General features: G+C 69.4%; 22 protein-coding genes and 2 pseudogenes. 6 read left to right on the forward strand and 18 right to left on the reverse strand.

Annotation, left to right across the window (positions count from 1 at the left end; genetic code table 11):
* The first annotated feature begins 50 nt into the window (after positions 1 to 50).
* The gene (locus JDV09_RS18460; RefSeq protein WP_221370593.1) at positions 51 to 305 is read left to right on the forward strand and encodes a type II toxin-antitoxin system VapB family antitoxin; all 255 of its coding nucleotides are present in this window, start codon (positions 51 to 53) and stop codon (positions 303 to 305) included.
* Positions 305 to 700: a type II toxin-antitoxin system VapC family toxin gene (locus JDV09_RS18465; RefSeq protein WP_221370594.1), complete on the forward strand. Its 396-nt coding sequence runs from the start codon at positions 305 to 307 to the stop codon at positions 698 to 700. The genes JDV09_RS18460 and JDV09_RS18465 overlap by 1 nt, the downstream gene beginning before the upstream one ends.
* Here the strand turns inward: JDV09_RS18465 and ruvB are convergent.
* The 4 genes and pseudogenes from ruvB to JDV09_RS18485 form a co-directional block, all read right to left on the reverse strand.
* Positions 697 to 1,763: pseudogene (gene ruvB / locus JDV09_RS18470) on the reverse strand (Holliday junction branch migration DNA helicase RuvB). The gene JDV09_RS18465 and the pseudogene ruvB overlap by 4 nt on opposite strands.
* Positions 1,764 to 2,351, reverse strand: coding sequence for a Holliday junction branch migration protein RuvA (ruvA, locus tag JDV09_RS18475; RefSeq protein ID WP_221370596.1), 588 nt, complete (start codon positions 2,349 to 2,351; stop codon positions 1,764 to 1,766). It lies immediately after the preceding pseudogene.
* Positions 2,348 to 2,926 carry a crossover junction endodeoxyribonuclease RuvC gene (ruvC, locus tag JDV09_RS18480; RefSeq protein ID WP_221370597.1) on the reverse strand — a complete coding sequence of 193 codons (579 nt, stop codon included), beginning with the start codon at positions 2,924 to 2,926 and terminating at the stop codon, positions 2,348 to 2,350. The genes ruvA and ruvC overlap by 4 nt, the downstream gene beginning before the upstream one ends.
* A gap of 45 nt (positions 2,927 to 2,971) precedes the next feature.
* Positions 2,972 to 3,583 carry a TetR/AcrR family transcriptional regulator gene (locus tag JDV09_RS18485; protein WP_221370598.1) on the reverse strand — a complete coding sequence of 204 codons (612 nt, stop codon included), beginning with the start codon at positions 3,581 to 3,583 and terminating at the stop codon, positions 2,972 to 2,974.
* Positions 3,584 to 3,646: 63 nt separating this feature from the next.
* On the opposite strand from JDV09_RS18485, the gene JDV09_RS18490 reads away from it, so the two are divergent.
* Positions 3,647 to 4,483, forward strand: coding sequence for an alpha/beta fold hydrolase (locus JDV09_RS18490; protein ID WP_221370599.1), 837 nt, complete (start codon positions 3,647 to 3,649; stop codon positions 4,481 to 4,483).
* A 12-nt stretch (positions 4,484 to 4,495) separates the two neighbouring features.
* Here the strand turns inward: JDV09_RS18490 and JDV09_RS18495 are convergent, their stop codons facing one another.
* A complete protein-coding gene (locus JDV09_RS18495; protein WP_221370600.1) occupies positions 4,496 to 5,251 on the reverse strand; it encodes a YebC/PmpR family DNA-binding transcriptional regulator in 756 nt (251 codons plus the stop codon).
* A gap of 188 nt (positions 5,252 to 5,439) precedes the next feature.
* Between JDV09_RS18495 and JDV09_RS18500 the strand changes: the two genes are divergently transcribed.
* Positions 5,440 to 6,678 (forward strand): acyl-CoA dehydrogenase family protein, encoded by a 1,239-nt coding sequence (locus tag JDV09_RS18500; protein WP_221370601.1) that lies wholly within the window; start codon positions 5,440 to 5,442, stop codon positions 6,676 to 6,678.
* A 21-nt stretch (positions 6,679 to 6,699) separates the two neighbouring features.
* Here JDV09_RS18500 and pdxT read toward each other — a convergent pair whose 3' ends face one another.
* The 12 genes from pdxT to JDV09_RS18560 all read right to left on the reverse strand — a co-directional run bounded on the left by pdxT (position 6,700) and on the right by JDV09_RS18560 (position 16,960).
* Entirely contained in the window at positions 6,700 to 7,293 is a 594-nt protein-coding gene (pdxT, locus tag JDV09_RS18505; protein WP_221370602.1) for a pyridoxal 5'-phosphate synthase glutaminase subunit PdxT, read from the reverse strand.
* On the reverse strand, positions 7,290 to 8,138 hold the full coding sequence (gene tesB / locus JDV09_RS18510; RefSeq protein ID WP_221370603.1) for an acyl-CoA thioesterase II: 849 nt from the start codon (positions 8,136 to 8,138) through the stop codon (positions 7,290 to 7,292). Before tesB ends, pdxT begins: the two co-directional genes overlap by 4 nt.
* Positions 8,138 to 8,347: a hypothetical protein gene (locus JDV09_RS18515; protein ID WP_221370604.1), complete on the reverse strand. Its 210-nt coding sequence runs from the start codon at positions 8,345 to 8,347 to the stop codon at positions 8,138 to 8,140. The genes tesB and JDV09_RS18515 overlap by 1 nt, the downstream gene beginning before the upstream one ends.
* A 7-nt stretch (positions 8,348 to 8,354) precedes the next feature.
* On the reverse strand, positions 8,355 to 9,263 hold the full coding sequence (gene pdxS / locus JDV09_RS18520) for a pyridoxal 5'-phosphate synthase lyase subunit PdxS (RefSeq protein ID WP_308124165.1): 909 nt from the start codon (positions 9,261 to 9,263) through the stop codon (positions 8,355 to 8,357).
* A 115-nt stretch (positions 9,264 to 9,378) separates the two neighbouring features.
* Positions 9,379 to 10,416, reverse strand: a complete 1,038-nt coding sequence (locus JDV09_RS18525; protein WP_221370605.1) for an NUDIX hydrolase — start codon at positions 10,414 to 10,416, stop codon at positions 9,379 to 9,381.
* On the reverse strand, positions 10,413 to 11,555 hold the full coding sequence (locus JDV09_RS18530; protein ID WP_221370606.1) for a glycosyltransferase family 4 protein: 1,143 nt from the start codon (positions 11,553 to 11,555) through the stop codon (positions 10,413 to 10,415). The genes JDV09_RS18525 and JDV09_RS18530 overlap by 4 nt, the downstream gene beginning before the upstream one ends.
* A 10-nt stretch (positions 11,556 to 11,565) precedes the next feature.
* Entirely contained in the window at positions 11,566 to 12,525 is a 960-nt protein-coding gene (locus JDV09_RS18535) for a phosphatidylinositol mannoside acyltransferase (protein WP_221370607.1), read from the reverse strand.
* Between the two features lie 20 nt (positions 12,526 to 12,545).
* Positions 12,546 to 13,217: a phosphatidylinositol phosphate synthase gene (gene pgsA / locus JDV09_RS18540; RefSeq protein ID WP_308124164.1), complete on the reverse strand. Its 672-nt coding sequence runs from the start codon at positions 13,215 to 13,217 to the stop codon at positions 12,546 to 12,548.
* Entirely contained in the window at positions 13,214 to 13,762 is a 549-nt protein-coding gene (locus JDV09_RS18545) for an ATP adenylyltransferase (protein WP_221370608.1), read from the reverse strand. Before JDV09_RS18545 ends, pgsA begins: the two co-directional genes overlap by 4 nt.
* 1 nt (position 13,763) lies before the next feature.
* The gene (gene thrS / locus JDV09_RS18550) at positions 13,764 to 15,827 is read right to left on the reverse strand and encodes a threonine--tRNA ligase (protein WP_221370609.1); all 2,064 of its coding nucleotides are present in this window, start codon (positions 15,825 to 15,827) and stop codon (positions 13,764 to 13,766) included.
* Positions 15,828 to 15,905: 78 nt separating this feature from the next.
* Positions 15,906 to 16,334 carry a TIGR02611 family protein gene (locus JDV09_RS18555; RefSeq protein ID WP_221370610.1) on the reverse strand — a complete coding sequence of 143 codons (429 nt, stop codon included), beginning with the start codon at positions 16,332 to 16,334 and terminating at the stop codon, positions 15,906 to 15,908.
* A complete protein-coding gene (locus JDV09_RS18560) occupies positions 16,331 to 16,960 on the reverse strand; it encodes a PaaI family thioesterase (RefSeq protein ID WP_221370611.1) in 630 nt (209 codons plus the stop codon). Before JDV09_RS18560 ends, JDV09_RS18555 begins: the two co-directional genes overlap by 4 nt.
* A gap of 112 nt (positions 16,961 to 17,072) precedes the next feature.
* On the opposite strand from JDV09_RS18560, the gene JDV09_RS18565 reads away from it, so the two are divergent.
* Both JDV09_RS18565 and JDV09_RS18570 read left to right on the forward strand, forming a co-directional pair.
* Positions 17,073 to 17,570 carry a DUF1990 domain-containing protein gene (locus JDV09_RS18565; RefSeq protein ID WP_221370612.1) on the forward strand — a complete coding sequence of 166 codons (498 nt, stop codon included), beginning with the start codon at positions 17,073 to 17,075 and terminating at the stop codon, positions 17,568 to 17,570.
* Between the two features lie 91 nt (positions 17,571 to 17,661).
* Positions 17,662 to 18,378: a GAF and ANTAR domain-containing protein gene (locus JDV09_RS18570; protein ID WP_255605585.1), complete on the forward strand. Its 717-nt coding sequence runs from the start codon at positions 17,662 to 17,664 to the stop codon at positions 18,376 to 18,378.
* A gap of 49 nt (positions 18,379 to 18,427) precedes the next feature.
* Here JDV09_RS18570 and JDV09_RS18575 read toward each other — a convergent pair.
* Positions 18,428 to 19,617: pseudogene (locus JDV09_RS18575) on the reverse strand (hypothetical protein); the annotation flags it as partial.

Genomic DNA, 19,617 nt, shown 5'->3' on the forward strand with positions numbered 1-19,617 from the left:
ACACCTCCATCTGTCAATCTAGAATCTATCAAGTTGTCTATAATCGCGATATGGCGTTGAGCATCAAAGATCCCGAGGCCGATCGCCTTGCCAGGGAACTCGCGGCGCGCACCGGGGAGACCCTGACCGAGGTGGTCGTGGTCGCACTGCGGGAGCGACTGGCGCGCGAGACGGGACGCGCCCACGCCATTCCGTTGCGCGACGAGTTGGCGGCGATCAGGCGGCGATGTGCGGCACTGCCCGTGATCGACGATCGCTCCGCCGAGCAGATTCTCGGCTATGACCAGCACGGACTGCCCGCCTGATGGTGATCGACACCTCTGCGCTCGTGGCGATGCTCACCGGTGAACCAGAGGCCGAGCAGTTCGAAGAGGCAGTGGTGGCCAGCCCCGTCCGGCTGATGTCGGCCGCCTCCTACCTCGAGACCGCGATCGTCGTCGAATCACGGTTCGGTGAGCCCGGCGGACGGGAATTGGACCTGTGGCTGCACCGGGCGGCGGTCGACCTGGTCGCGGTCGACGGCAACCAGGCAGACGTCGCCCGCGCGGCCTACCGAGCCTTCGGCAGGGGGCGGCATCGCGCGGGCCTCAACTACGGTGATTGCTTCTCCTATGCACTGGCAAAGGTCAGCGGAGAGCCGCTGCTGTTCAAAGGTGAAGGCTTCACACAGACAGATGTCACTGCTGCGACGGCTGTCTAATCGAACAGTCCGGCCTGACCCAGACCGGTAGCCCCGCCGGCGGGCTCATTCCCAGATGGGTCCACGCCAGCGAGGTGGCCACCCGGCCGCGCGGCGTGCGCGCGATCATGCCCGCCCGGACCAGGAACGGCTCGCACACCTCCTCGACCGTGGCCGCTTCCTCGCCCACCGCCACCGCGAGCGTCGACACGCCGACCGGTCCCCCGCCGAAGCTGCGCGTCAGCGCCGTCAGCACCGCCCGGTCGAGCCGGTCGAGCCCCAGTTCGTCGACGTCGTAGACGGCCAGCGCGTACTTCGCGACGTCGCGGGTGATCACCCCGTCGGCCCGCACCTCGGCGTAGTCGCGAACCCGGCGCAGCAGCCGGTTGGCGATGCGCGGTGTGCCCCGGGAGCGGCGCGCGATCTCGGCGGCCGCCTCGCCACCCAGCTCGATGCCGAGGATGCCCGCCGAGCGGGCCAGCACCCGCTCGAGTTCGGCGGGCTCGTAGAAGTCCATGTGTGCGGTGAAACCGAACCGGTCACGCAACGGTCCCGTCAGGGCTCCCGATCGGGTGGTGGCACCGACCAGCGTGAACGGCGCGACCTCCAGCGGAATCGACGTCGCACCAGGGCCTTTGCCGACCACGACGTCGACCCGGAAGTCCTCCATCGCCAGGTAGAGCATCTCCTCGGCGGGGCGGGCGATGCGGTGGATCTCGTCGATGAACAACACGTCGTGCTCGACCAGGTTGGACAGCATCGCCGCCAGGTCGCCGGCCCGCTCCAGCGCGGGCCCCGAGGTGACGCGCAACGAGGATCCCAGCTCGGCGGCGATGATCATCGCCAGCGACGTCTTGCCCAGCCCGGGAGGCCCGGACAGCAGGATGTGATCCGGGGTGCCGCCGCGGTTCTTGGCCCCCTCGATCACCAACTGCAACTGCTCACGGACCCGGGGCTGGCCGATGAACTCACCGAGCGAGCGGGGCCGCAGGCTGGCGTCGATGTCCCCCTCGCCCACGGTCAGCGCCGGGGAGACCTCCCGCGCGTCGGCGTCGTCGTGCTGCTGATCGTCGAAGCGGCCCATCTACTTCTTCCCCAGCATCGACAACGCGGCCCGCAGGGCGTCCGACTGGCTGGCCTCCGGGTTGTTCGCCAGCACCTTGTCGGTGGCCTCCTCCGCCTGTTTCTGCGCGAAGCCCAGCCCGACCAGCGCCTCCACCACCGGACCGCGCACGGTGAAGCCACCGGTCGACAGGGTGCCACCGGATGCCACCGCACCGACCTTGTCCCGCAGCGTGAGCACGAGCAGTTCGGCGGTCTTCTTGCCCACCTTGGGAATTCGGGTCAGCGCGGTGACGTCGCCCTCGCCGATCGCCTGCCGCAGCGTCGGACCGTCGTACATCGCCAGCGCACCCAGCGCGATGCTCGGCCCGATACCGGACACGCCGAGCAGCGTGAGGAACAGATCGCGCGCGTCGCTGTCGGCGAAGCCGTACAGCGTCATCGCGTCCTCGCGCACGATCATCGCGGTGATCAACCGGGCCTCGGCGCCGCGCCGCAGGCTGGCCAGCGTCGCGGGGGTGGCCATCACCTTGTAGCCGACGCCCGCGGCGTCGATCACGGCGTGATCTAGCGCGATGTCGAGCACCTCGCCACGGACCGCGGCGATCACGGCGCGCTCCGCGCGGTCTTCGGGGTGTGCGCCTTGAGGGTGGCCCGGTACTTGCGGCGTTGTTCGGCCGCCATCGCCTCGGCAGCCGCCATCCGGGCGATCATCGGGGCGCGGAACGAGTGACAGATCGCCAGCGCCAACGCGTCGGCGGCATCGGCCGGTGTCGGTTTCTGTTGCAGCTCCAGGATTCTGGTGACCATCTCGGTGACCTGGGACTTGCTGGCCCGGCCGTTGCCGGTGACGGCGGCCTTCACCTCGCTGGGGGTGTGGAAGTGAACGTCGATGCCCCGCCGGGCGGCTGCCAGCGCGATCACCCCGCTGGCCTGCGCGGTACCCATCGCGGTGTTGGCGTTCTGATTGGAGAACACCCGCTCGATCGCGACCACGTCGGGCACGTGGGTGTCCATCCAGTGGTCGACGGTGTCGCTGATGGCCAGCAGCCGTTCCGAGAGCGGGTGCTCGGCCGGTGTGCGCACCACGTCGACGTCGAGTGCGCTGACGTGGCGGCCGCGGCCACTCTGGACGACCGACAACCCGCACCGGGTGAGCCCGGGGTCAACGCCCATCACCCGCACGGCACACCCCTCGCTGAGAACATTTGTTCGAGAGCTTAGCCCGGGCTACCGACGAGCGGGGGTAGGGACACGCCCGTCGGCCCGGGCGAGTGGGATGCCACGGAACCGCGGGGCCAGCGCGCGCCCGGCGGCGCGCAGCGGTTCGGTGTCGCGCAACGCCCGAGCCAGCAGAAACCCACCCTCCAGGCCACCGATCAGGGCGACCGCCACCTCCCGGGCGGTGGCGTCGTCGACACCACGCGCCGCGAAGTAGGCCGTCCCGCCCTCGATCCAGCCGGTGAAGATGTCCGCGGTCGCCCGCCGGAGTTCGTCGACCGAGTCGGCGATCTCCGCCGAGACGCTGGCGACCGGGCACATGTTGGCGAATCGGGTCTGCGCCATGTCGTCGGCCGCCTGCCGGAAGACCCCCTCGACCGCCGCGCCGAGGTCGTCGTAGTCGTCCACCACGGTCGGGATCAGCATCCCGTAGGCGATGCCGGCGTTGACCAGCGCCTCGCGCGCGATCTGCACCTTTCCGCCGCGGAAGTGGTGATACAGCGATCCGATCGGGGCGCCCGACGCGGCCGCGATCTCCTTCATGCCCACCGCGGCATAACCCTTGCTCCGCATCAGCTCGGCGGTCGCGGTGAGGATCGCCTCCCGGGTTGACCTTGCCATCGTCACCTCCTGGCGTCATGCTAGAGCATACGTTCTAGAACGATCATTCTAATGAGGTGCGCAATGCCGTCCGTTGACATCGATGCCGGAACCCTGGAGTACCGCGAGGAAGGCGACCCGACGGGCCCCGCCGTGGTCCTGCTGCACGGGCTGCTGATGAACCCCGCGCAGTGGGACACCGCGCTGCCGTGGCTGCCGCCGGGCTATCGCTACCTGCTCCCGGTGCTGCCCATCGGCGGTCACCGCATGCCGATGAGCGAGGGCGCCGACCTGACCCTGCCGGGCATGGTCGGGATCGTCGCCGACTTCCTCGACGCGCTCGACCTGGCCGACGTCACGCTCGTCGTGACCGACTGGGGCGGCCCGTTGTTCCTGACCGACCTCGGCCGGGACAAGCGGGTCGGCAAGCTGGTGATCTGCCCGTCGGAGGCGTTCGACAACTTTCCGCCCGGGCTGCCCGGCAAGGTGGCCTGGCTGGCCGCCCGAACGACCGGCACCGTGTGGCTGGCGATGCGCCAGCTGCGGGTCGGCTGGCTGCGCAGGCAGCGCGTGATATTCGGCATGATGGCCAAAAAGCCTGTCCCCCAACAGGTTGTCGACGACTGGACGGCCGCCGGGCTGGCCGGTAAGGCGGTACGCCGGGACCTGGTCAAGTACTGTCGCAGCCGGTTCGACGGCGCCGACCTTATCCGCGCCACCAACCGGCTCGCCGAGTTCGACCGCCCGGCGCTGGTGCTCTGGAGCGACAACCCGGTGATGCCGGCCGAGCACGGGCGCCGGCTGGCCGAACTGCTGCCCCGCGGCCGGCTGCAGATCGTCGACGACGCCTATGTGCTGGTGATGCTCGATCAACCCGAGCGCACCGCGCGTGCGATCGGGGATTTCCTGGCCGCCGACTGAGACCCCGAGCGGTCAGTCGGCGTCGAGCGCGGCGGCGACGTCGTCGGGGATGTCGATGTTGGTGTACACGTCCTGCACGTCGTCGCTGTCCTCGAGCGCGTCGACGAGCTTGAGCACCTTGCGCGCCGCTTCCAGATCCACCGGTACCGTCACCGACGGCTGGAAGCTGGCCTCCGCCGAGTCGTAGTCGATCCCGGCGTCCTGCAGGGCGGTGCGCACGCTGACCAGATCGGTGGGCTCGGAGATGACCTCGAAACTCTCACCCAGGTCGTTGACGTCCTCGGCGCCCGCGTCGAGGACCGCGGCGAGCACGTCGTCCTCGCTGAGGCCGTTCTTCTCCAGCGTCACCACGCCCTTGCGGGAGAACAGGTAGGCCACCGATCCCGGGTCGGCCATGCTGCCGCCGTTGCGGGTCATGGCGACCCGGACCTCACCGGCGGCGCGGTTGCGGTTGTCGGTCAGGCACTCGACGAGCACCGCGACACCATTGGGTCCGTAGCCCTCATAGGTGATGGTCTGCCAATCGGCGCCACCGGCCTCTTCGCCCGCGCCCCGCTTGCGGGCGCGCTCGATGTTGTCGTTGGGCACCGAGCTCTTCTTGGCCTTCTGGATGGCGTCGTACAGGGTCGGGTTGCCGGCCGGATCACCACCACCGGTTCTCGCCGCCACCTCGATGTTCTTGATCAGCTTCGCGAAGTTCTTGCCGCGACGCGCGTCGATCACGGCCTTCTTGTGCTTGGTGGTCGCCCACTTGGAATGGCCGCTCATGCAGGTACTACCTTCTTCTCTTCTGGCTTCTTCTCTTCTGGATCAGCTGAGTTCGAGAGTCCGATCGTCAAGTCTACGTCGGCGCCCGCGCGACTCCGAAACCCGTCGGGCGCCTGTCACCCACCTGGTGTTGCCTCGGCCATACCCCGGGGATGGTTGAACTTACTTCAAAGTAAGAATCAGTGCCCATGACGTTCTCCCTGGAGCTGTCCCCCGACCTGATCCACATCCGGGATTGGGTGCACGAGTTCGCCGCCGACGTGATCCGCCCCGCCGCGGCCGAGTGGGACGAGCGCGAAGAGACGCCCTGGTCGATCATCCAGGAGGCGGCCAAGGTCGGCCTGTACTCGATGGAGATGTTCGCCGAGCAGGCCGCCGAACCCTCCGGGCTGGGCATGACCGTCGTCCTCGAGGAGATGTTCTGGGGCGACGCCGGAATCGCGCTGTCGATCCTGGGCACCGGCCTGGCCGCGGCCTCGCTGGCCGCCAACGGCACCCCCGAACAGTTGGGCGAATGGCTGCCGCAGATGTTCGGCACCGTCAACGAGCCCCGGGTCGCCGCCTTCTGCTCGTCGGAGCCGGGTGCTGGATCCGACGTCGGGGCGATCCTGAGCAGGGCCCGCTACGACGAGTCCACCGACGAATGGGTGCTCAACGGCACCAAGAACTGGGCCACCAACGGCGGAATCGCCAACGTCCACATCGTCGTCGCCTCGGTGCACCCGGAGCTGGGCAGCCGCGGTCAGGCGTCGTTCATCATCCCGCCCGGCGCCAAGGGGCTGCGGCAGGGCCAGAGATTCCGCAAGCACGGCATCCGCGCGTCGCACACCGCCGAGATCGTGCTCGACGACGTCCGCATCCCGAGCGGCCTCATCGTCGGCGGCGAGGAGAAGTTCGACGCCCGCATCGCGAAGGTGCGCGAGGGCAAGAAGGCGGCCGGACAGGCTGCGATGGCCACCTTCGAGCGGACCCGCCCGACCGTCGGCGCGATGGCTGTCGGCGTGGCCCGGGCCGCCTACGAGTACGCCCGCGACTACGCCTGCGAGCGTGAGCAGTTCGGCCGCAAGATCGGCGAGTTCCAGGGGGTCGCCTTCAAGCTGGCCGACATGAAGGCGCGTATCGACGCCGCGCGCCTGCTGGTCTACCGCGCGGCGTGGATGGCCCGCAACGGCAAGACTTTCGAGTCCGCAGAGGGCTCGATGGCCAAGCTGGTGGCCAGCGAGACCGCCGTCTACGTCACCGACGAGGCCATCCAGATCCTCGGCGGCAACGGCTACACCCGCGACTACCCGGTGGAGCGGATGCATCGCGACGCCAAGATCTTCACGATCTTCGAGGGCACCAGCGAGATCCAGCGTCTGGTGATGGCGCGCGCGATCACCGGCCTGCCGATTCCTGAGCGATTTCGGTGTACTTCGTCACGCTGAGGGTGACGAAGTACACCGAAATCACGCGTGGCCGGTGACCATGTCGACGAACAGCGCGTGCACACGGCGGTCCCCGGTCATCTCCGGATGAAAGGCCGTCGCCAGGGTGCGGCCCTGCCGGACCGCGACGATGTGGCCGCCCGCCCGGGCGAGCACCTCCACCGCCGGGCCCACCCGCTCGACCCACGGTGCCCGGATGAACACGGCGTGCACCGCGGAACCCAGCCCGTCGAAGGCGATGTCGTCTTCGAACGAGTCGACCTGTCGACCGAAGGCGTTGCGCCGCACTGTCATATCGATCGCATTCAGCGGCACGGCCGCGCGCCCGGCGGCTCCGGCATCGAGGATCTCGGTGGCCAGCAGGATCATCCCTGCGCACGAACCGTAGGCCGGCATGCCGTCGGCCAGCCGGGCCCGCAACGGCTCGAGCAGCTCGAACTCGCGCAGCAGATGGCTCATCGCGGTGGACTCCCCACCCGGGATCACCAGCGCGTCGATCGAATCCAGCTCAGCGCGGCGGCGAACCGTCAGCGCGTCTGCCCCGGCGGCGCGCAGCGCCTGGAGATGCTCGCGGGTATCGCCCTGCAACGCGAGAACGCCGACGCGGACGCTCACGCGTTTTCGGGGGTGTAGCCGCGGATGTAGCGGGTGAGCCCCTCCTGCATCACCGCGGCGACCATCTCGCCGTATCGGTTGAAGATCTTGCCCTGCGTCAGCGAGCGCCCGCCGCACGAGGAGGGCGACGACTGGTCGTAGAGCAACCACTCGTCGGCGCGGAACGGACGCATGAACCACATCGCGTGGTCCAACGAGGCCACCATCAGATGCGTGCGCTCCTCGATGTGATTGACCTGGGCCGAACCGAGCAGCGTCAGATCGCTCATGTAGGCCAGCGCACAGATGTGCAGCACGTGATCGTCGGGCAGCGGATCGCGGTGACGGAACCAGACCTGCTGCTGGGAAGCCTTGCCGGGCAACAGGGTGAGCTGGTCGCGCGGAACGAGCCGCACATCCCATTCGTCGAACTGCCGGAAGCTGGCGTCGTCGAACACCCTGCTGGCGGCCTTGAAGTCCGGAATGTCGTCCGGCGGTGGCGCCGGCGGCATCGCGTCCTGGTGTTCGATGCCACTCTGGTCGGTCTGGAACGACGCCGCCATCGAGAAGATCGTCTTGCCGTGCTGGATCGCGGTGACGCGGCGCGTGCAGAACGAGCCGCCGTCACGGATCCGCTCGACGGTGTAGACCGACGGAGCGCGGGCGTCGCCGGCCCGCAGGAAGTACCCGTGCAGCGAATGCACCTGGAACTCCGGTTCGACGGTTCGCACCGCAGAGACCAGTGACTGGCCGGCCACGTGGCCACCGAACGTGCGTTGCAGGTAGCCCGACTCCGGGCTGAACACGCCGCCGCGATAGATGTCGACCTCGATCTGTTCGAGATCGAGGATCTCTTCGATCGCCATCAGATGTCGCTCTTCGCGCAAGCGCTCATCCCGATGTCGCTCTTCGCGCACGCGCTCATCCCGATGTCGCTCTTCGCGCACGCGCTCATCCCGATGTCGCTCTTCGCGCACGCGCTCATCCCGATGTCGCTCTTCGCGCACGCGCTCATCCCGATGTCGCTCTTCGCGCAAGCGCTCATCCCGATGTCGCTCTTCGCGCAAGCGCTCATCGGCGGCTTACCAGCCGCGCTCGGCGAGGCGGTGTGGCACCGGGATGTCGTCGACGTTGATGCCGACCATGGCCTCTCCCAGTCCACGCGACACCTTCGCCAGCACATCCGGATCGTCGTAGAAGGTGGTGGCCTTGACGATCGCGGCCGCCCGTTCGGCCGGATTGCCCGATTTGAAGATTCCCGAGCCCACGAACACACCCTCGGCGCCCAGCTGCATCATCATCGCCGCATCGGCCGGGGTGGCGATGCCGCCCGCGGTGAACAGCGTCACCGGCAGCTTGCCGGCCCGGGCCACCTCCACCACCAGTTCGTAGGGGGCCTGCAGTTCCTTTGCGGCGACGAACAACTCGTCCTCGGCCAACGACGTCAGGCGGCGAATCTCACCGCCGATCTTGCGCATGTGGGTGGTGGCGTTGGACACGTCGCCGGTGCCGGCCTCACCCTTGGAGCGGATCATCGCCGCGCCCTCGGTGATGCGCCGCAGCGCCTCACCGAGATTGGTCGCGCCGCACACGAACGGAACGGTGAACTTCCACTTGTCGATGTGGTTGGCGTAGTCGGCAGGGGTCAGCACCTCCGACTCGTCGACATAGTCCACCCCCAGGCTCTGCAGGATCTGGGCCTCCACGAAGTGGCCGATGCGTGCCTTGGCCATCACCGGGATGGTGACCGCGTCGATGATGCCCTCGATCATGTCCGGGTCGCTCATCCGCGAGACGCCGCCCTGGGCCCGGATGTCGGCCGGTACCCGCTCCAACGCCATCACCGCCACCGCACCCGCGCCCTCGGCGATGCGGGCCTGTTCGGGGGTGACGACGTCCATGATCACGCCGCCCTTGAGCATCTCGGCCATACCGCGCTTGACCCGCGCGGTCCCGCGAGTGGCCAGCCCCCCGGCCTGCGCGGCGAACACCCCCGAACCTTCGGTTTCCACTGCTCTCTCCTTCACATTGCTGCCGATCCAGTCTAATTGCGACGGCAAATGCAATCGATCCGCAGGCGCGCTGTGAGACGGCGCACAGCCAGCGTCATCGGATCGACTGAACCGGCCTGTCGGGATCGACACCCGGTGCGTCGGCCAGCACGTTCGCCTCATCGAGCAGCGCAGCCAACTGCTTCGGGTAGACGCGCTCGCCGCCGGCGACCAGTTCGTCGATCATTGTCGCATCGCACCAGCGGTGGCCGTGGATGTAGGTGCGCTCCAGGCCCGACCGCCCGGCATCGGAGGGCTCGAAGCGGCGGGTGCGGTGCACGAAGTACATCTCCTCGCTGCGCAGCACCGACCCGTTGAACTCGATGACGGCGTCGCGGCGCCACACCGGCCCGACCATGTCGGCGGGCGCCACCCGCAGCCCGGTCTCCTCCTCGAGTTCGCGCACCGCGGTCTGCTCCAGCGACTCCCCCACCTGCGCCGCGCCGCCGATGGTGAACCACCAGTTGGGTGACGGCGTCTGCGTGCTGGCCGGGTCGGAACCGCGCAGCAGCAGCACCGCACCGGACTCGTCGAGCAGCACCACCCGCGCCGAGGTTCGCCGGCTCGGCGGGGCCGCCTCTCTGGTCGACGCGTCACCACCCTCGGCGATCTCGAAATATCTCGGCAACGCGGCGGTGCCACCCAACCGCAGCGCCCGTACCAACGGGCGCTCCCGCAGCGCGAGCGTGTCGCGCACCGCGTCGTTGTGGAAGCGGCGCGCCAGCAGTACCCGGGCCTCGGCGTCGGCCAGCTCGGCGACCAGCGCCAGCGGCAGGGCCACCGGATCGACCCGCGCCAGCGCCGCGGACAGCTCGTTCTCGGCGGCTTCGCGGCCGGACCGGCCGGACCGCTCCGCGGCATCGGCCAGCATGGCCAACCGCCTGGCGTCCGGCCCGACCCCGTAGGCGTCGACGGCCACCGCGCGGGCGACCACCGCGCGCCGCGCCAGGGCACCGTCCAACGCCTGCCAGGACAGGTCGTAGCGCACGTGCAGGCGGTCGAGCCGGTTGGCCGTCTGATAGGCCCAGCCCGCGATCAGCAGAAGCACCACGACGAGCACCGCGACGACGGTCGCGGTCACCCACGCGATCACAGCAACGCCCCGCCAGCCACCTGCACCTTGACCCCGGCACCGGCCACCGTCTCGTACACCCGCAGGATCTGGGCTGCCACCACCGACCAGTCGTATCGGCGCACCGCCTCGGCGGCGCGCTCGACATAGGCAGCCCGCGCGGCATCGTCGTCGAGCACCTCGATCAGCCCGGCCGCCAGCGCATCCGGGTCGTCGACGGCCACCAGCCGCCCGGCACGCCCGTCGCAGAGCACCCGGCGAAACGCATCCAGATCGCTGGCGACCACCGCGGTGCCCGCCGCCATCGCCTCGACGAGGACGATCCCGAAGCTCTCCCCGCCGGTGTGGGGCGCGCAGTAGACATCGGCGCCACGCATCGCGGAAGCCTTCTGTGCATCGTCGACCTGGCCGAGGAAGCGCAGATGGCCGGCCAATGCGCCCGCCTGCTCGCGTAGCGCATCCTCGTCGCCCCGACCCACGACCAGAATCTCGATGTCGGGGAAACGCTCGACCAGCGCGGGGAGCGCACCCAGCAGAACCGCCATGCCCTTGCGCGGTTCGTCGAAGCGGCCGAGGAACAGCACCGACCTACCGGGCCGTGGGTAACCCTGCAGGGGTTCGGCGGTCGCGAACGACGCGACGTCGACCCCGTTGGGGATCTCGACGGCGTCGCTGCCCAGCGCCTCCATCTGCCAGCGCCGGGCAAGGTCGGACACCGCGATGCGCCCGACGATCTTTTCGTGCATCGGCCGCAGGATGGGTTCGAACACCGACAACGTCAGCGATTTCGTCGTCGAGGTGTGGAACGTCGCGACGATCGGCCCCTCGGCGATGTTCAGCGCCAGCATCGACAGGCTGGGTGCATTCGGCTCGTGCAGGTGCAGCACGTCGAACTCACCGCGCATGAGCCACTTCTTCACCCTGCGGTGGGTCGCCGGGCCGAACCGCAGCCGGGCCACCGAGCCGTTGTACGGGATCGGGACGGCCTTTCCGCCGGAGACCACGTAGTCCGGCAGCGCGTCGTGGGCGTCGGGTGACGCCGGGGCGAGCACGCTGACCTCGTGGCCCAACCCGTGCATCACCTCGGCGAGTTGCAGCACGTGGGACTGCACCCCACCGGGCACATCGAACGAATAGGGACACACCATGCCGATCCGCATCAGGCCGACCTCATCCGGCCCCCGGGCCGCCGCGCTCTCCCCCGCCGAGTAGACGGGCCCGGCGCTCGTCGGACAGGTCTGCCAGCCACTGCGGCTGCAGCATGTGCCAGTCCTCGGGATGATCGGCGATGTTGGCCGCGAATCGGTTTGCCAGCGCCTGGGTGATCGCCGTGACGTCGCCGGAGGAGACGTCGAGTTCGGGGTAGACCCGCATGCCCCAGCCGTCGGGCTCGAACCAGCAGTGCACCGGGAACAACGCCGCACCCGTCTCCACCGCGAGTCTGGCCGGGCCGGCAGGCAGCCGGGTGGGCTCGCCGAAGAAGTCGACCTGTACGCCGGTGCGGGTGAGGTCCCGGTCGGCCATCAGGCAGACCACGCCGTTGTCGCGCAGCCGGTCGGCGAGCACCTCGAACGGTGGGCGCTCGCCACCCGACAGCGGCACCACCTCGAAGCCGAGGCTCTCGCGGTAGGCGAGGAAACGCCGGTACAGCGATTCGGGTTTGAGCCTTTCGGCGACCGTGGAGAGGGAGCCGTGGTGCTGCACCAGCCACACGCCGGCCATGTCCCAGTTCCCGCTGTGCGGCAGGGCCAGCACCGCGCCGCGGCCCTGCTCCAGCGCGCCCCACAGTAGGTCGACGTCATCGACGTGCAGCCGCTCACCGATCTTCACGTGATTCATCGACGGCAACCGGAACGCCTCCCGCCAATACCGGGCATAGGAGTCCAGCGAAGCACGGATCAGGTCGTCGGGCACGTCCTCGGGGCTCTTGCCGATCACCCGGGCCAGGTTCTTGCGCAGCTGTTCGGGTCCGCCGCCGCGCGCGGCATACCAGGCTCCGGCGCCGAAGACGCTGCGCGCGACGAACTCCGGTGCGGCGCGCACCAGGCGCCACCCCGCCGCATAGCCCAGATCGCTGGCGTGGTCACGCAATGCGAACGGGTCGGGCAGCTGGCGTGTGCGCGCGGTCATCGACCAGCCCGGGTACGGTCTCATTGCTCGGTGGTCTCGGGTTTCTCGCCGCGCTCTGCCGCCGCCAGCGGATCCATCGCACCCGGCGAGACACGCACACTGTGCAGGCGCTGCCCCACCGTCACGACGCTGGCAACAGCCAGGAGCCACATCGCGGCGTCGAGCAGCCAGGGCATCGGGAAGAACGGCAGGTCGGACAGCCCCGCCCCGGCCAGGACGATGACCAGCCGCTCGGGTCGCTCGATCAGTCCGCCGTCGGCGGACAGCCCGCTGGCCTCCGCCCTGGCCTTGGTGTAGGAGATGACCTGCGAGGACACCAGACAGATCATCGTCGCGACGACCAGTTCGGCGTTCTGCACCCCGAACGCCGACCACCACAGCAAGCCGCAGAAGACGGCGCCGTCGCTGATCCGGTCGCAGGTGGCATCGAGCACCGCGCCGAAACGGGTGCCGCCGCCGCGTTCGCGGGCCATCGCGCCGTCGAGCATGTCGGCCAGCACGAAGAACGCGACGGCGACCGCACCCCACCACAGCTGGCCGATCGGGAACAAAGTAAGCGCCGCCAGCACGGTTCCCGCGGTACCCAGGATGGTGACGCTGTCGGGCGTGAGCCCCAGCCTCAGCGCACCCCTGGCCACCGGCCGGGACAGCTTGGTGTACGCCGCGCGGGTCATCAGGTAGAAGTCGCTCACGGCTGGTTGTCCCACTCGGTGGCCAGCAGCTTGCGGGTGTCCCGCAGCAACTGCGGGATCACCTTGGCATCCCCGACGACGGTGATGAAATTGGCGTCGCCGCCCCACCGCGGGACCACATGCATGTGCAGGTGCTCCGAGAGCGAACCACCCGCCGAAGTGCCCAGGTTCAGGCCGACGTTGAAGCCGTGCGGCCGAGACACCGCCTTCATCACCCGAATGGCCTTCTGGACGAACGCCATCAGTTCGGCGCTCTCCGCCTCGGTGAGGTTCTCCAGTTCGGCCACCCGGCGGTAGGGCACCACCATCAGGTGACCCGGGTTGTACGGGTACAGGTTGAGAACCACGTAGACCAACTCGCCGCGGGCCACCACGAGCCCGTCCTCGTCCGACATGTTCGGAATGTCGGTGAACGGTTCGGACGAGGCCGACGCGCCCGACTTGACGGCCTCGGCGATGTAGGTCATCCGGTGGGGCGTCCACAGACGCTGCAGACGGTCGGGGTCGCCGACACCGCGATCTACGATCGTGTCCTCCGGATCCACGTCACCCCTTGTCCGCGGCGGTGCCGACAGTGACCAGTTCCGCGGTGGGGGTGGCGTTCTCCCGCCGTCGCACCCAGTCGACGATGGCGTCGACCGCCTGCTCCCGCGGAACCCCGTTGATCTGCGTCCGGTCCCCGAACCGGAAGCTGACGGCGTCGGCCTCCACGTCGCGGTCGCCGGCCAGCAACATGAACGGCACCTTGGCGTTGGTGTGGTTGACGATCTTCTTGGCCATCCGGTCATCGGTGGTGTCGACCTCGGCGCGGATACCGAGCGTCTTCAGTTGGCTCACCAGGCCGTCCAGATAAGGGATGTGCCCGTCGGCCACCGGGATGCCCACCACCTGCACCGGCGCCAGCCAGGCCGGGAACGCGCCCGCGTAGTGCTCGGTGAGGATGCCGAAGAACCGTTCGATCGATCCGAACAGGGCCCGGTGGATCAGCACCGGGCGCTGCCGGCTCCCGTCGGCCGCGGTGTACTCCAGTTCGAAGCGGTCGGGCATGTTGAAGTCGAGCTGGATCGTCGACATCTGCCAGCTGCGGCCCAGGGCGTCCCGGACCTGCACCGAGATCTTCGGCCCGTAGAACGCCGCACCGCCCGGATCGGGCACCAGCTCCAGCCCCGAAGCCTCCGCGACCTCGCGCAGCGTCTCGGTGGCCTCCTCCCAAGCCTCGTCGGAGCCGACGTACTTGTCCGGGTCCTTGGTGGACAGCTCCAGGAAGAAGTCGTTCAGACCGTAGTCGGCCAGCAGGTCGAGCACGAACCGCAGCAGCGAGGCCAGCTCGTCACGCATCTGCTCGCGGGTGGTGTAGATGTGGGAGTCGTCCTGCGTCATGCCCCGCACCCGGGTCAGCCCGTGCACCACCCCGGACTTCTCGTATCGGTAGACACTGCCGAATTCGAAGAGCCGCAAAGGAAGTTCGCGATAGGACCGTCCCCGGGACCGGTAGATCAGGTGGTGCATGGGGCAGTTCATCGGTTTGAGGTAGTAGTTCTGCCCCGGCTTGCGGACCGTGCCGTCGGCGTCGAACTCGGCATCGATGTGCATCGGCGGGAACATGCCGTCGGCGTACCACTCCAGGTGCCCGGAGGTGACGTAGAGCTGCTCCTTGGTGATGTGGGGGGTGTTCACGAATTCGTAGCCGGCCTCGATGTGCTTACGCCGCGAATACTCCTCCATCTCCCGGCGCACCACACCACCCTTGGGGTGGAACACCGGCAGACCGGAGCCCAATTCGTCGGGAAAGCTGAACAGGTCGAGTTCGACGCCGAGCTTGCGGTGGTCGCGGCGTTGCGCCTCCTCGATCAGCTCGAGATGCCGGTCGAGCGACTCCTGCGTCTCCCAGGCGGTGCCGTAGATGCGCTGCAGGCTGGCGTTGTTCTGGTCACCGCGCCAGTAGGCCGCCGAGCTGCGGGTCAACTTGAACGCGGGGATGTAGCGGGTGGTGGGGATGTGCGGCCCTCGGCACAGATCACCCCACTCCCGTTCCCGGGTGCGCGGGTTGAGGTTGTCGTAGGCGGTCAGCTCGTCTCCACCGACCTCCATCACGTCGGGATCGCCGGACTTGTCGTCGATCAGCTCCAGCTTGTAAGGCTCGTCGGCCAGCTCCTCGCGCGCCTCGTCCGTGGAGGCGAAAACCCGGCGGGAGAACAGCTGCCCCTGCTTGACGATCTGGCGCATCCGCTTCTCGAGCGCCTCGAGGTCCTCGGGCGTGAACGGCTGGGCGACCTCGAAGTCGTAGTAGAACCCGTCGGTGATCGGCGGGCCGATACCGAGCTTGGCGTCGGGGAACATGCCCTGCACGGCCTGGGCCAGCACATGGGCGGCCGAGTGCCGGATCACGCTGCGCCCGTCTTCGGTGTTCGCGGCGACCGGGGTGACCTCGACATCGGCATCGGGCACCCAGGACAGGTCACGCAACCGTCCGTCGCCGTCGCGCACGACGACGACGGCGTCGGGCTCACCCCGGCTCGGCAGTCCGGCGTCGCGGACCGCCTGCCCTGCGGTCGTCCCGGCAGTGACCCGGATCGGGGCTGCCAGGGCGGGGCTGACGGGGGCGCTCATCGCGGGCTCTCCAAACTCTCGGCGTGCATGGGTACAGGGCCGGGGCTACGACCGCGACCATGCTATCCGGGTGGCCCGTCAGGCCCCGATACCAATGGGGCTATCCAGCCATGCCGGTTCGAAGTTCACCAGCCCGCCGGCGAAATCCAGGAAGCCCAACAGCCACAGCGTGGCCAGCACGACCGCGGCGGTGAACGCGACCCCGAGCGCCTTCACCCACCAGCCCTGTTGCTTGAACCAGGCCATCGCGGCGTCGTACCGCCGACGCGCGTAGGCCAGCAACCGGCGTGCCCAATCGAATTCCGTCGCCAGGATGGCCAGCCCGACGAACACGATCGCCCAGCCGGGACCCGGGTACGGGATGGCTACGATGCCCACCGCGAGAACCAGCACGCCGAGCACGGCGACGCCGGCCCGGTATCCGGCGTCGATGAAGGGCCGCTCCCGCAGCCCGTCGCGCCACCGGGCCCAGCGCCGAACGAACCCGGCGCGTTGGCCGTTGCTCACGGCTGGCCCGGTTTCAACTTGAGGAACAGCGCGTGGGCCTCGGCCAGCACCACATCACCGTCGAGGACGCGCCCCGATACGAACACCTTGCGGTCCTCGGTCGAGTCGATTCCGGCATCGACCCGCACCGGCGTGTCGATCGGGACGATCTTGCGATAGTCGACATGCAGGAAGGCGGTGCGCTGCGCGGCCCGTCCGCTGAGTCGGAAGGCGGTGAAACCGAGCAGCGAGTCGAAAAGATGAGCGACCGCACCGCCGTGCACCGCGCCGTTGCGCCCGAGGTGGAATCGCCGGAACAATGCCTGACCACCGATGCGGCCGGCCTCGGTCACGTGCAGCTCCGAGGGAACCCCCAGGATGTTGCCCCGGTTGGGCAGGTCCATCCGCCGCCCCGACGGCGAACACCACTCGTCGGCGTCATAGGGCGCCAGCAGCAGGTTGACCTGGGCGATCAGATCGGCGGCCGCGGTGATCACCTCATCGGGTGCATCGGCGGCGCGGGCGTGATCCTGCAGCCCGCGGACCTCCTCGATGAAGCGTCCGTAGTCCGGGCCGCCGGCGGTGGTGGGCTCCGGTGGGTTGAAACCCCCGCCCGCGTGCGGCTCGCCAGGTGCGTGGATGCTCACCAGCTCACCGTATTGGGTCTCGCGACGGTGAGCCGACCCCGGTGGTGATCCGTTGCCGACTCGGCGGCGGACACCGTCGCGGCGCCGGAGCGGTGATGCCAAGCTGGCAGCTGTGAAGCTGACCGACCTGGCCGGGGCACCGCTGACCTATCGGGAGGCCGGCGCGACCGCGGGACCGATGCCCGCCGGCTACCAGCACCTGCGCACAACCTCGGTGATCGGGCGCGGGCGGGAGCGCTTCGAGGAGGCCGCGGCGACGGGCATGCGCTGGGGCATGTTGCGAGGCGCCGGCCTTCGCGTCCAGGCCAGCACCGAGGTGGCGGAGGTCGGTTCGGAGGTGCTGGTTCATCTGGGGCCAATGGTGGCGCCGTGCCGAGTGGTCTACGTCGTCGACGAACCCGACCGCCGCGGATTCGCGTACGGGACACTGCCCGGCCATGCCGTGTCGGGTGAGGAGCTGTTCCTGGTGCGCTACGACCCGGTCAGCACCGAGGTGTGGGCCGAGGTGGCGGCATTCTCCCGGCATGCGACCTGGTGGGCACGGCTGGCGTCACCGGTCACCTCGCTGATGCAGCGGCTGATCGCTCAACGGTATGTGCGGGCGCTGTGAGGCGTCCTCGCCGCCGGCGACATCATCTATGCGCAGATGATCAGCGGTGTTCGGCGGTAGCCTGAAACACCCTATCGACGTTCGAGTTCGGATGGTGAAGGTGAGTGTTCCAGCGGACATGCAGGCCGCACATCTGCGCGTGGCCGAGCTGGTGCAGGGCCTGCACAACAGGCCCGATACCGATTCCGACACCGTGGTCGCCGAGTTGGCCGAGCACGCCGCGGTCGAGATCCCTGGCGCCCAGTACGCCGGCATCACGCTGACACGCAACGCCAAGCACATCGACACCCCGGCAGCCACCCACCACTGGCCGGTGTTGCTGGACAAGATCCAGCAGCGCTACCGCGAGGGTCCGTGCCTGACCGCAGCCTGGGAAGAGAAGACCATCCACGTTCCCGACCTCGAGACCGAGCCGCGGTTCCCGAACTACCGGCGCGATGCGCTGACCGAGACGCCGATCCGGTCGATCATGGCCTTCCAGATGTTCATCGCGGGCGAGACCGTGGGTGCGCTGAACGTCTACTCGGATCACCCCGCCGCGTTCAGCGCGGAGTCGCGCACCCTCGGTCTGATCTTCGCGGCGCATTCGTCGGTGGCGTGGAATTCAGCGCGCCGCGACGAGCAGTTCCGCCGTGCGCTGTCCAGCCGGGACGTCATCGGCCAGGCCAAGGGCATGATCATGGAGCGCTACGGCGTGGACGCCGTTCAGGCCTTCGCGGTACTGCGCAAGCTGTCGCAGGACTCGAATGTGCCGTTGATCCAGGTCGCCACCGAGTTGGTGACCAAACCGGAAGGCCGGGACGGCTGAGCACGCAGGCCACCGCGTCCTCAGCCGCCGGCCAGGGCGGGACCGGCTCCTAATCCCCCCACCGGTGGCGATGGTCCCCAACGGGCGCTCCGGTGACCAAGGCCTGCGGAATGTCCACGTTGACTCCGGGGCCGGACGCACCGTCCGCCCTGGAGGCCGACCAGTCCGCGCACAGCGACTCCGTCGGCAGGGAGATCTCGCTGGGCAGCGGGACCGGCAGTCCCGGAATCGATGTGACGGGCAGCGACTGAGGGGACACCAGGTTCGAGATGCCCGTCGCCACCAGCGGCGTGAACTGATCCGCGGGTCCCGGGACAGCGACCGAGGCGGCCCCGGGTGCGCCCGGCACCCCGGGGGCGGGCGGGGGAAGCGCGCTGGCCGCGGACGACACCCCGTTCTGCACGGTCCGCATCATGCCCAACGGCGTGAGCAGATCGGAGACGGCCACCGAGCTACCGGGAGTGCCCGGAATCGGCGACGAGGGCGTGGCGGCACCGGCACCACCCGCTCCGGGGGGCGTCGGCGGAACCCAAGGGGCGACGGACTCCACCGAGCTCGCTGCGGACGTCGCGGGCGCGGGCGGCACCGGCGGCGTCACCACACCGGCGTCACCCACGATCGGAGCACCCGGCACCGGCGGCACCGGGGGCGTCACAACCCCGGCCGGCACAGCAGCCACTCCTCCGGGAGCCGGCGGCACCGGCGGCGTCACCACACCCGCCTCACCCACGATCGGAGCACCCGGCACCGGCGGCACCGGCGGCGTCGCAGCGGGTACGCCCGCCGCGACGGGTGCGCCAGGCGCGGGCGGGGCAACCTGTGCGGCGGCAGCCTCGACCGGAGCACCTGCACCCGCGGCCGGACCACCTGCACCCGCGGCCGGACCACCACCGGCACCGACAGCACCCGCGGCACCCTCGACCGGGGCACCCGCGCCAGGCAGGCCCGCTGGCGCGGCCACGCCGGCGTCACCGAAGACCGGGGCGGCCGGGACTGCCGGACCACCGGCGCCGACGTCCGCGGCGGCCGCCTCGATCGGAGCACCGGTCGCCGGCGGCGCGGGTGGTGCCACTGCGCCCGCATCACCGAGGATCGGAGCAGCGGGGGCCGGCGGAGAGCCGGCGCCGACGTCGGCGGCGGCCGCCTCGATCGGAGCACCAGGACCACCCGGCACCGGCGGCGTCACCACCTCAGCAGGCACCGCACCCACACCACCAGGACCACCCGGCACCGGCGGCG

Source organism: Mycolicibacterium xanthum (assembly GCF_019710635.1).
Taxonomy (GTDB): domain Bacteria; phylum Actinomycetota; class Actinomycetes; order Mycobacteriales; family Mycobacteriaceae; genus Mycobacterium; species Mycobacterium xanthum.

What these genes read in the sequence shown, in the direction of transcription:
- JDV09_RS18460 (WP_221370593.1), top strand. Translation starts at nt 51, where the DNA reads ATGGCGTTGAGCATCAAAGATCCCGAGGCCGATCGCCTTGCCAGGGAA.
- JDV09_RS18465 (WP_221370594.1), top strand. Translation starts at nt 305, where the DNA reads ATGGTGATCGACACCTCTGCGCTCGTGGCGATGCTCACCGGTGAACCA.
- JDV09_RS18485 (WP_221370598.1), bottom strand. Translation starts at nt 3,583, where the DNA reads ATGGCAAGGTCAACCCGGGAGGCGATCCTCACCGCGACCGCCGAGCTG.
- JDV09_RS18490 (WP_221370599.1), top strand. Translation starts at nt 3,647, where the DNA reads ATGCCGTCCGTTGACATCGATGCCGGAACCCTGGAGTACCGCGAGGAA.
- JDV09_RS18495 (WP_221370600.1), bottom strand. Translation starts at nt 5,251, where the DNA reads ATGAGCGGCCATTCCAAGTGGGCGACCACCAAGCACAAGAAGGCCGTG.
- JDV09_RS18500 (WP_221370601.1), top strand. Translation starts at nt 5,440, where the DNA reads ATGACGTTCTCCCTGGAGCTGTCCCCCGACCTGATCCACATCCGGGAT.
- tesB (WP_221370603.1), bottom strand. Translation starts at nt 8,138, where the DNA reads ATGGCGATCGAAGAGATCCTCGATCTCGAACAGATCGAGGTCGACATC.
- JDV09_RS18515 (WP_221370604.1), bottom strand. Translation starts at nt 8,347, where the DNA reads ATGAGCGCTTGCGCGAAGAGCGACATCGGGATGAGCGCTTGCGCGAAG.
- JDV09_RS18530 (WP_221370606.1), bottom strand. Translation starts at nt 11,555, where the DNA reads ATGCGGATCGGCATGGTGTGTCCCTATTCGTTCGATGTGCCCGGTGGG.
- JDV09_RS18535 (WP_221370607.1), bottom strand. Translation starts at nt 12,525, where the DNA reads ATGACCGCGCGCACACGCCAGCTGCCCGACCCGTTCGCATTGCGTGAC.
- thrS (WP_221370609.1), bottom strand. Translation starts at nt 15,827, where the DNA reads ATGAGCGCCCCCGTCAGCCCCGCCCTGGCAGCCCCGATCCGGGTCACT.
- JDV09_RS18570 (WP_255605585.1), top strand. Translation starts at nt 17,662, where the DNA reads ATGGTGAAGGTGAGTGTTCCAGCGGACATGCAGGCCGCACATCTGCGC.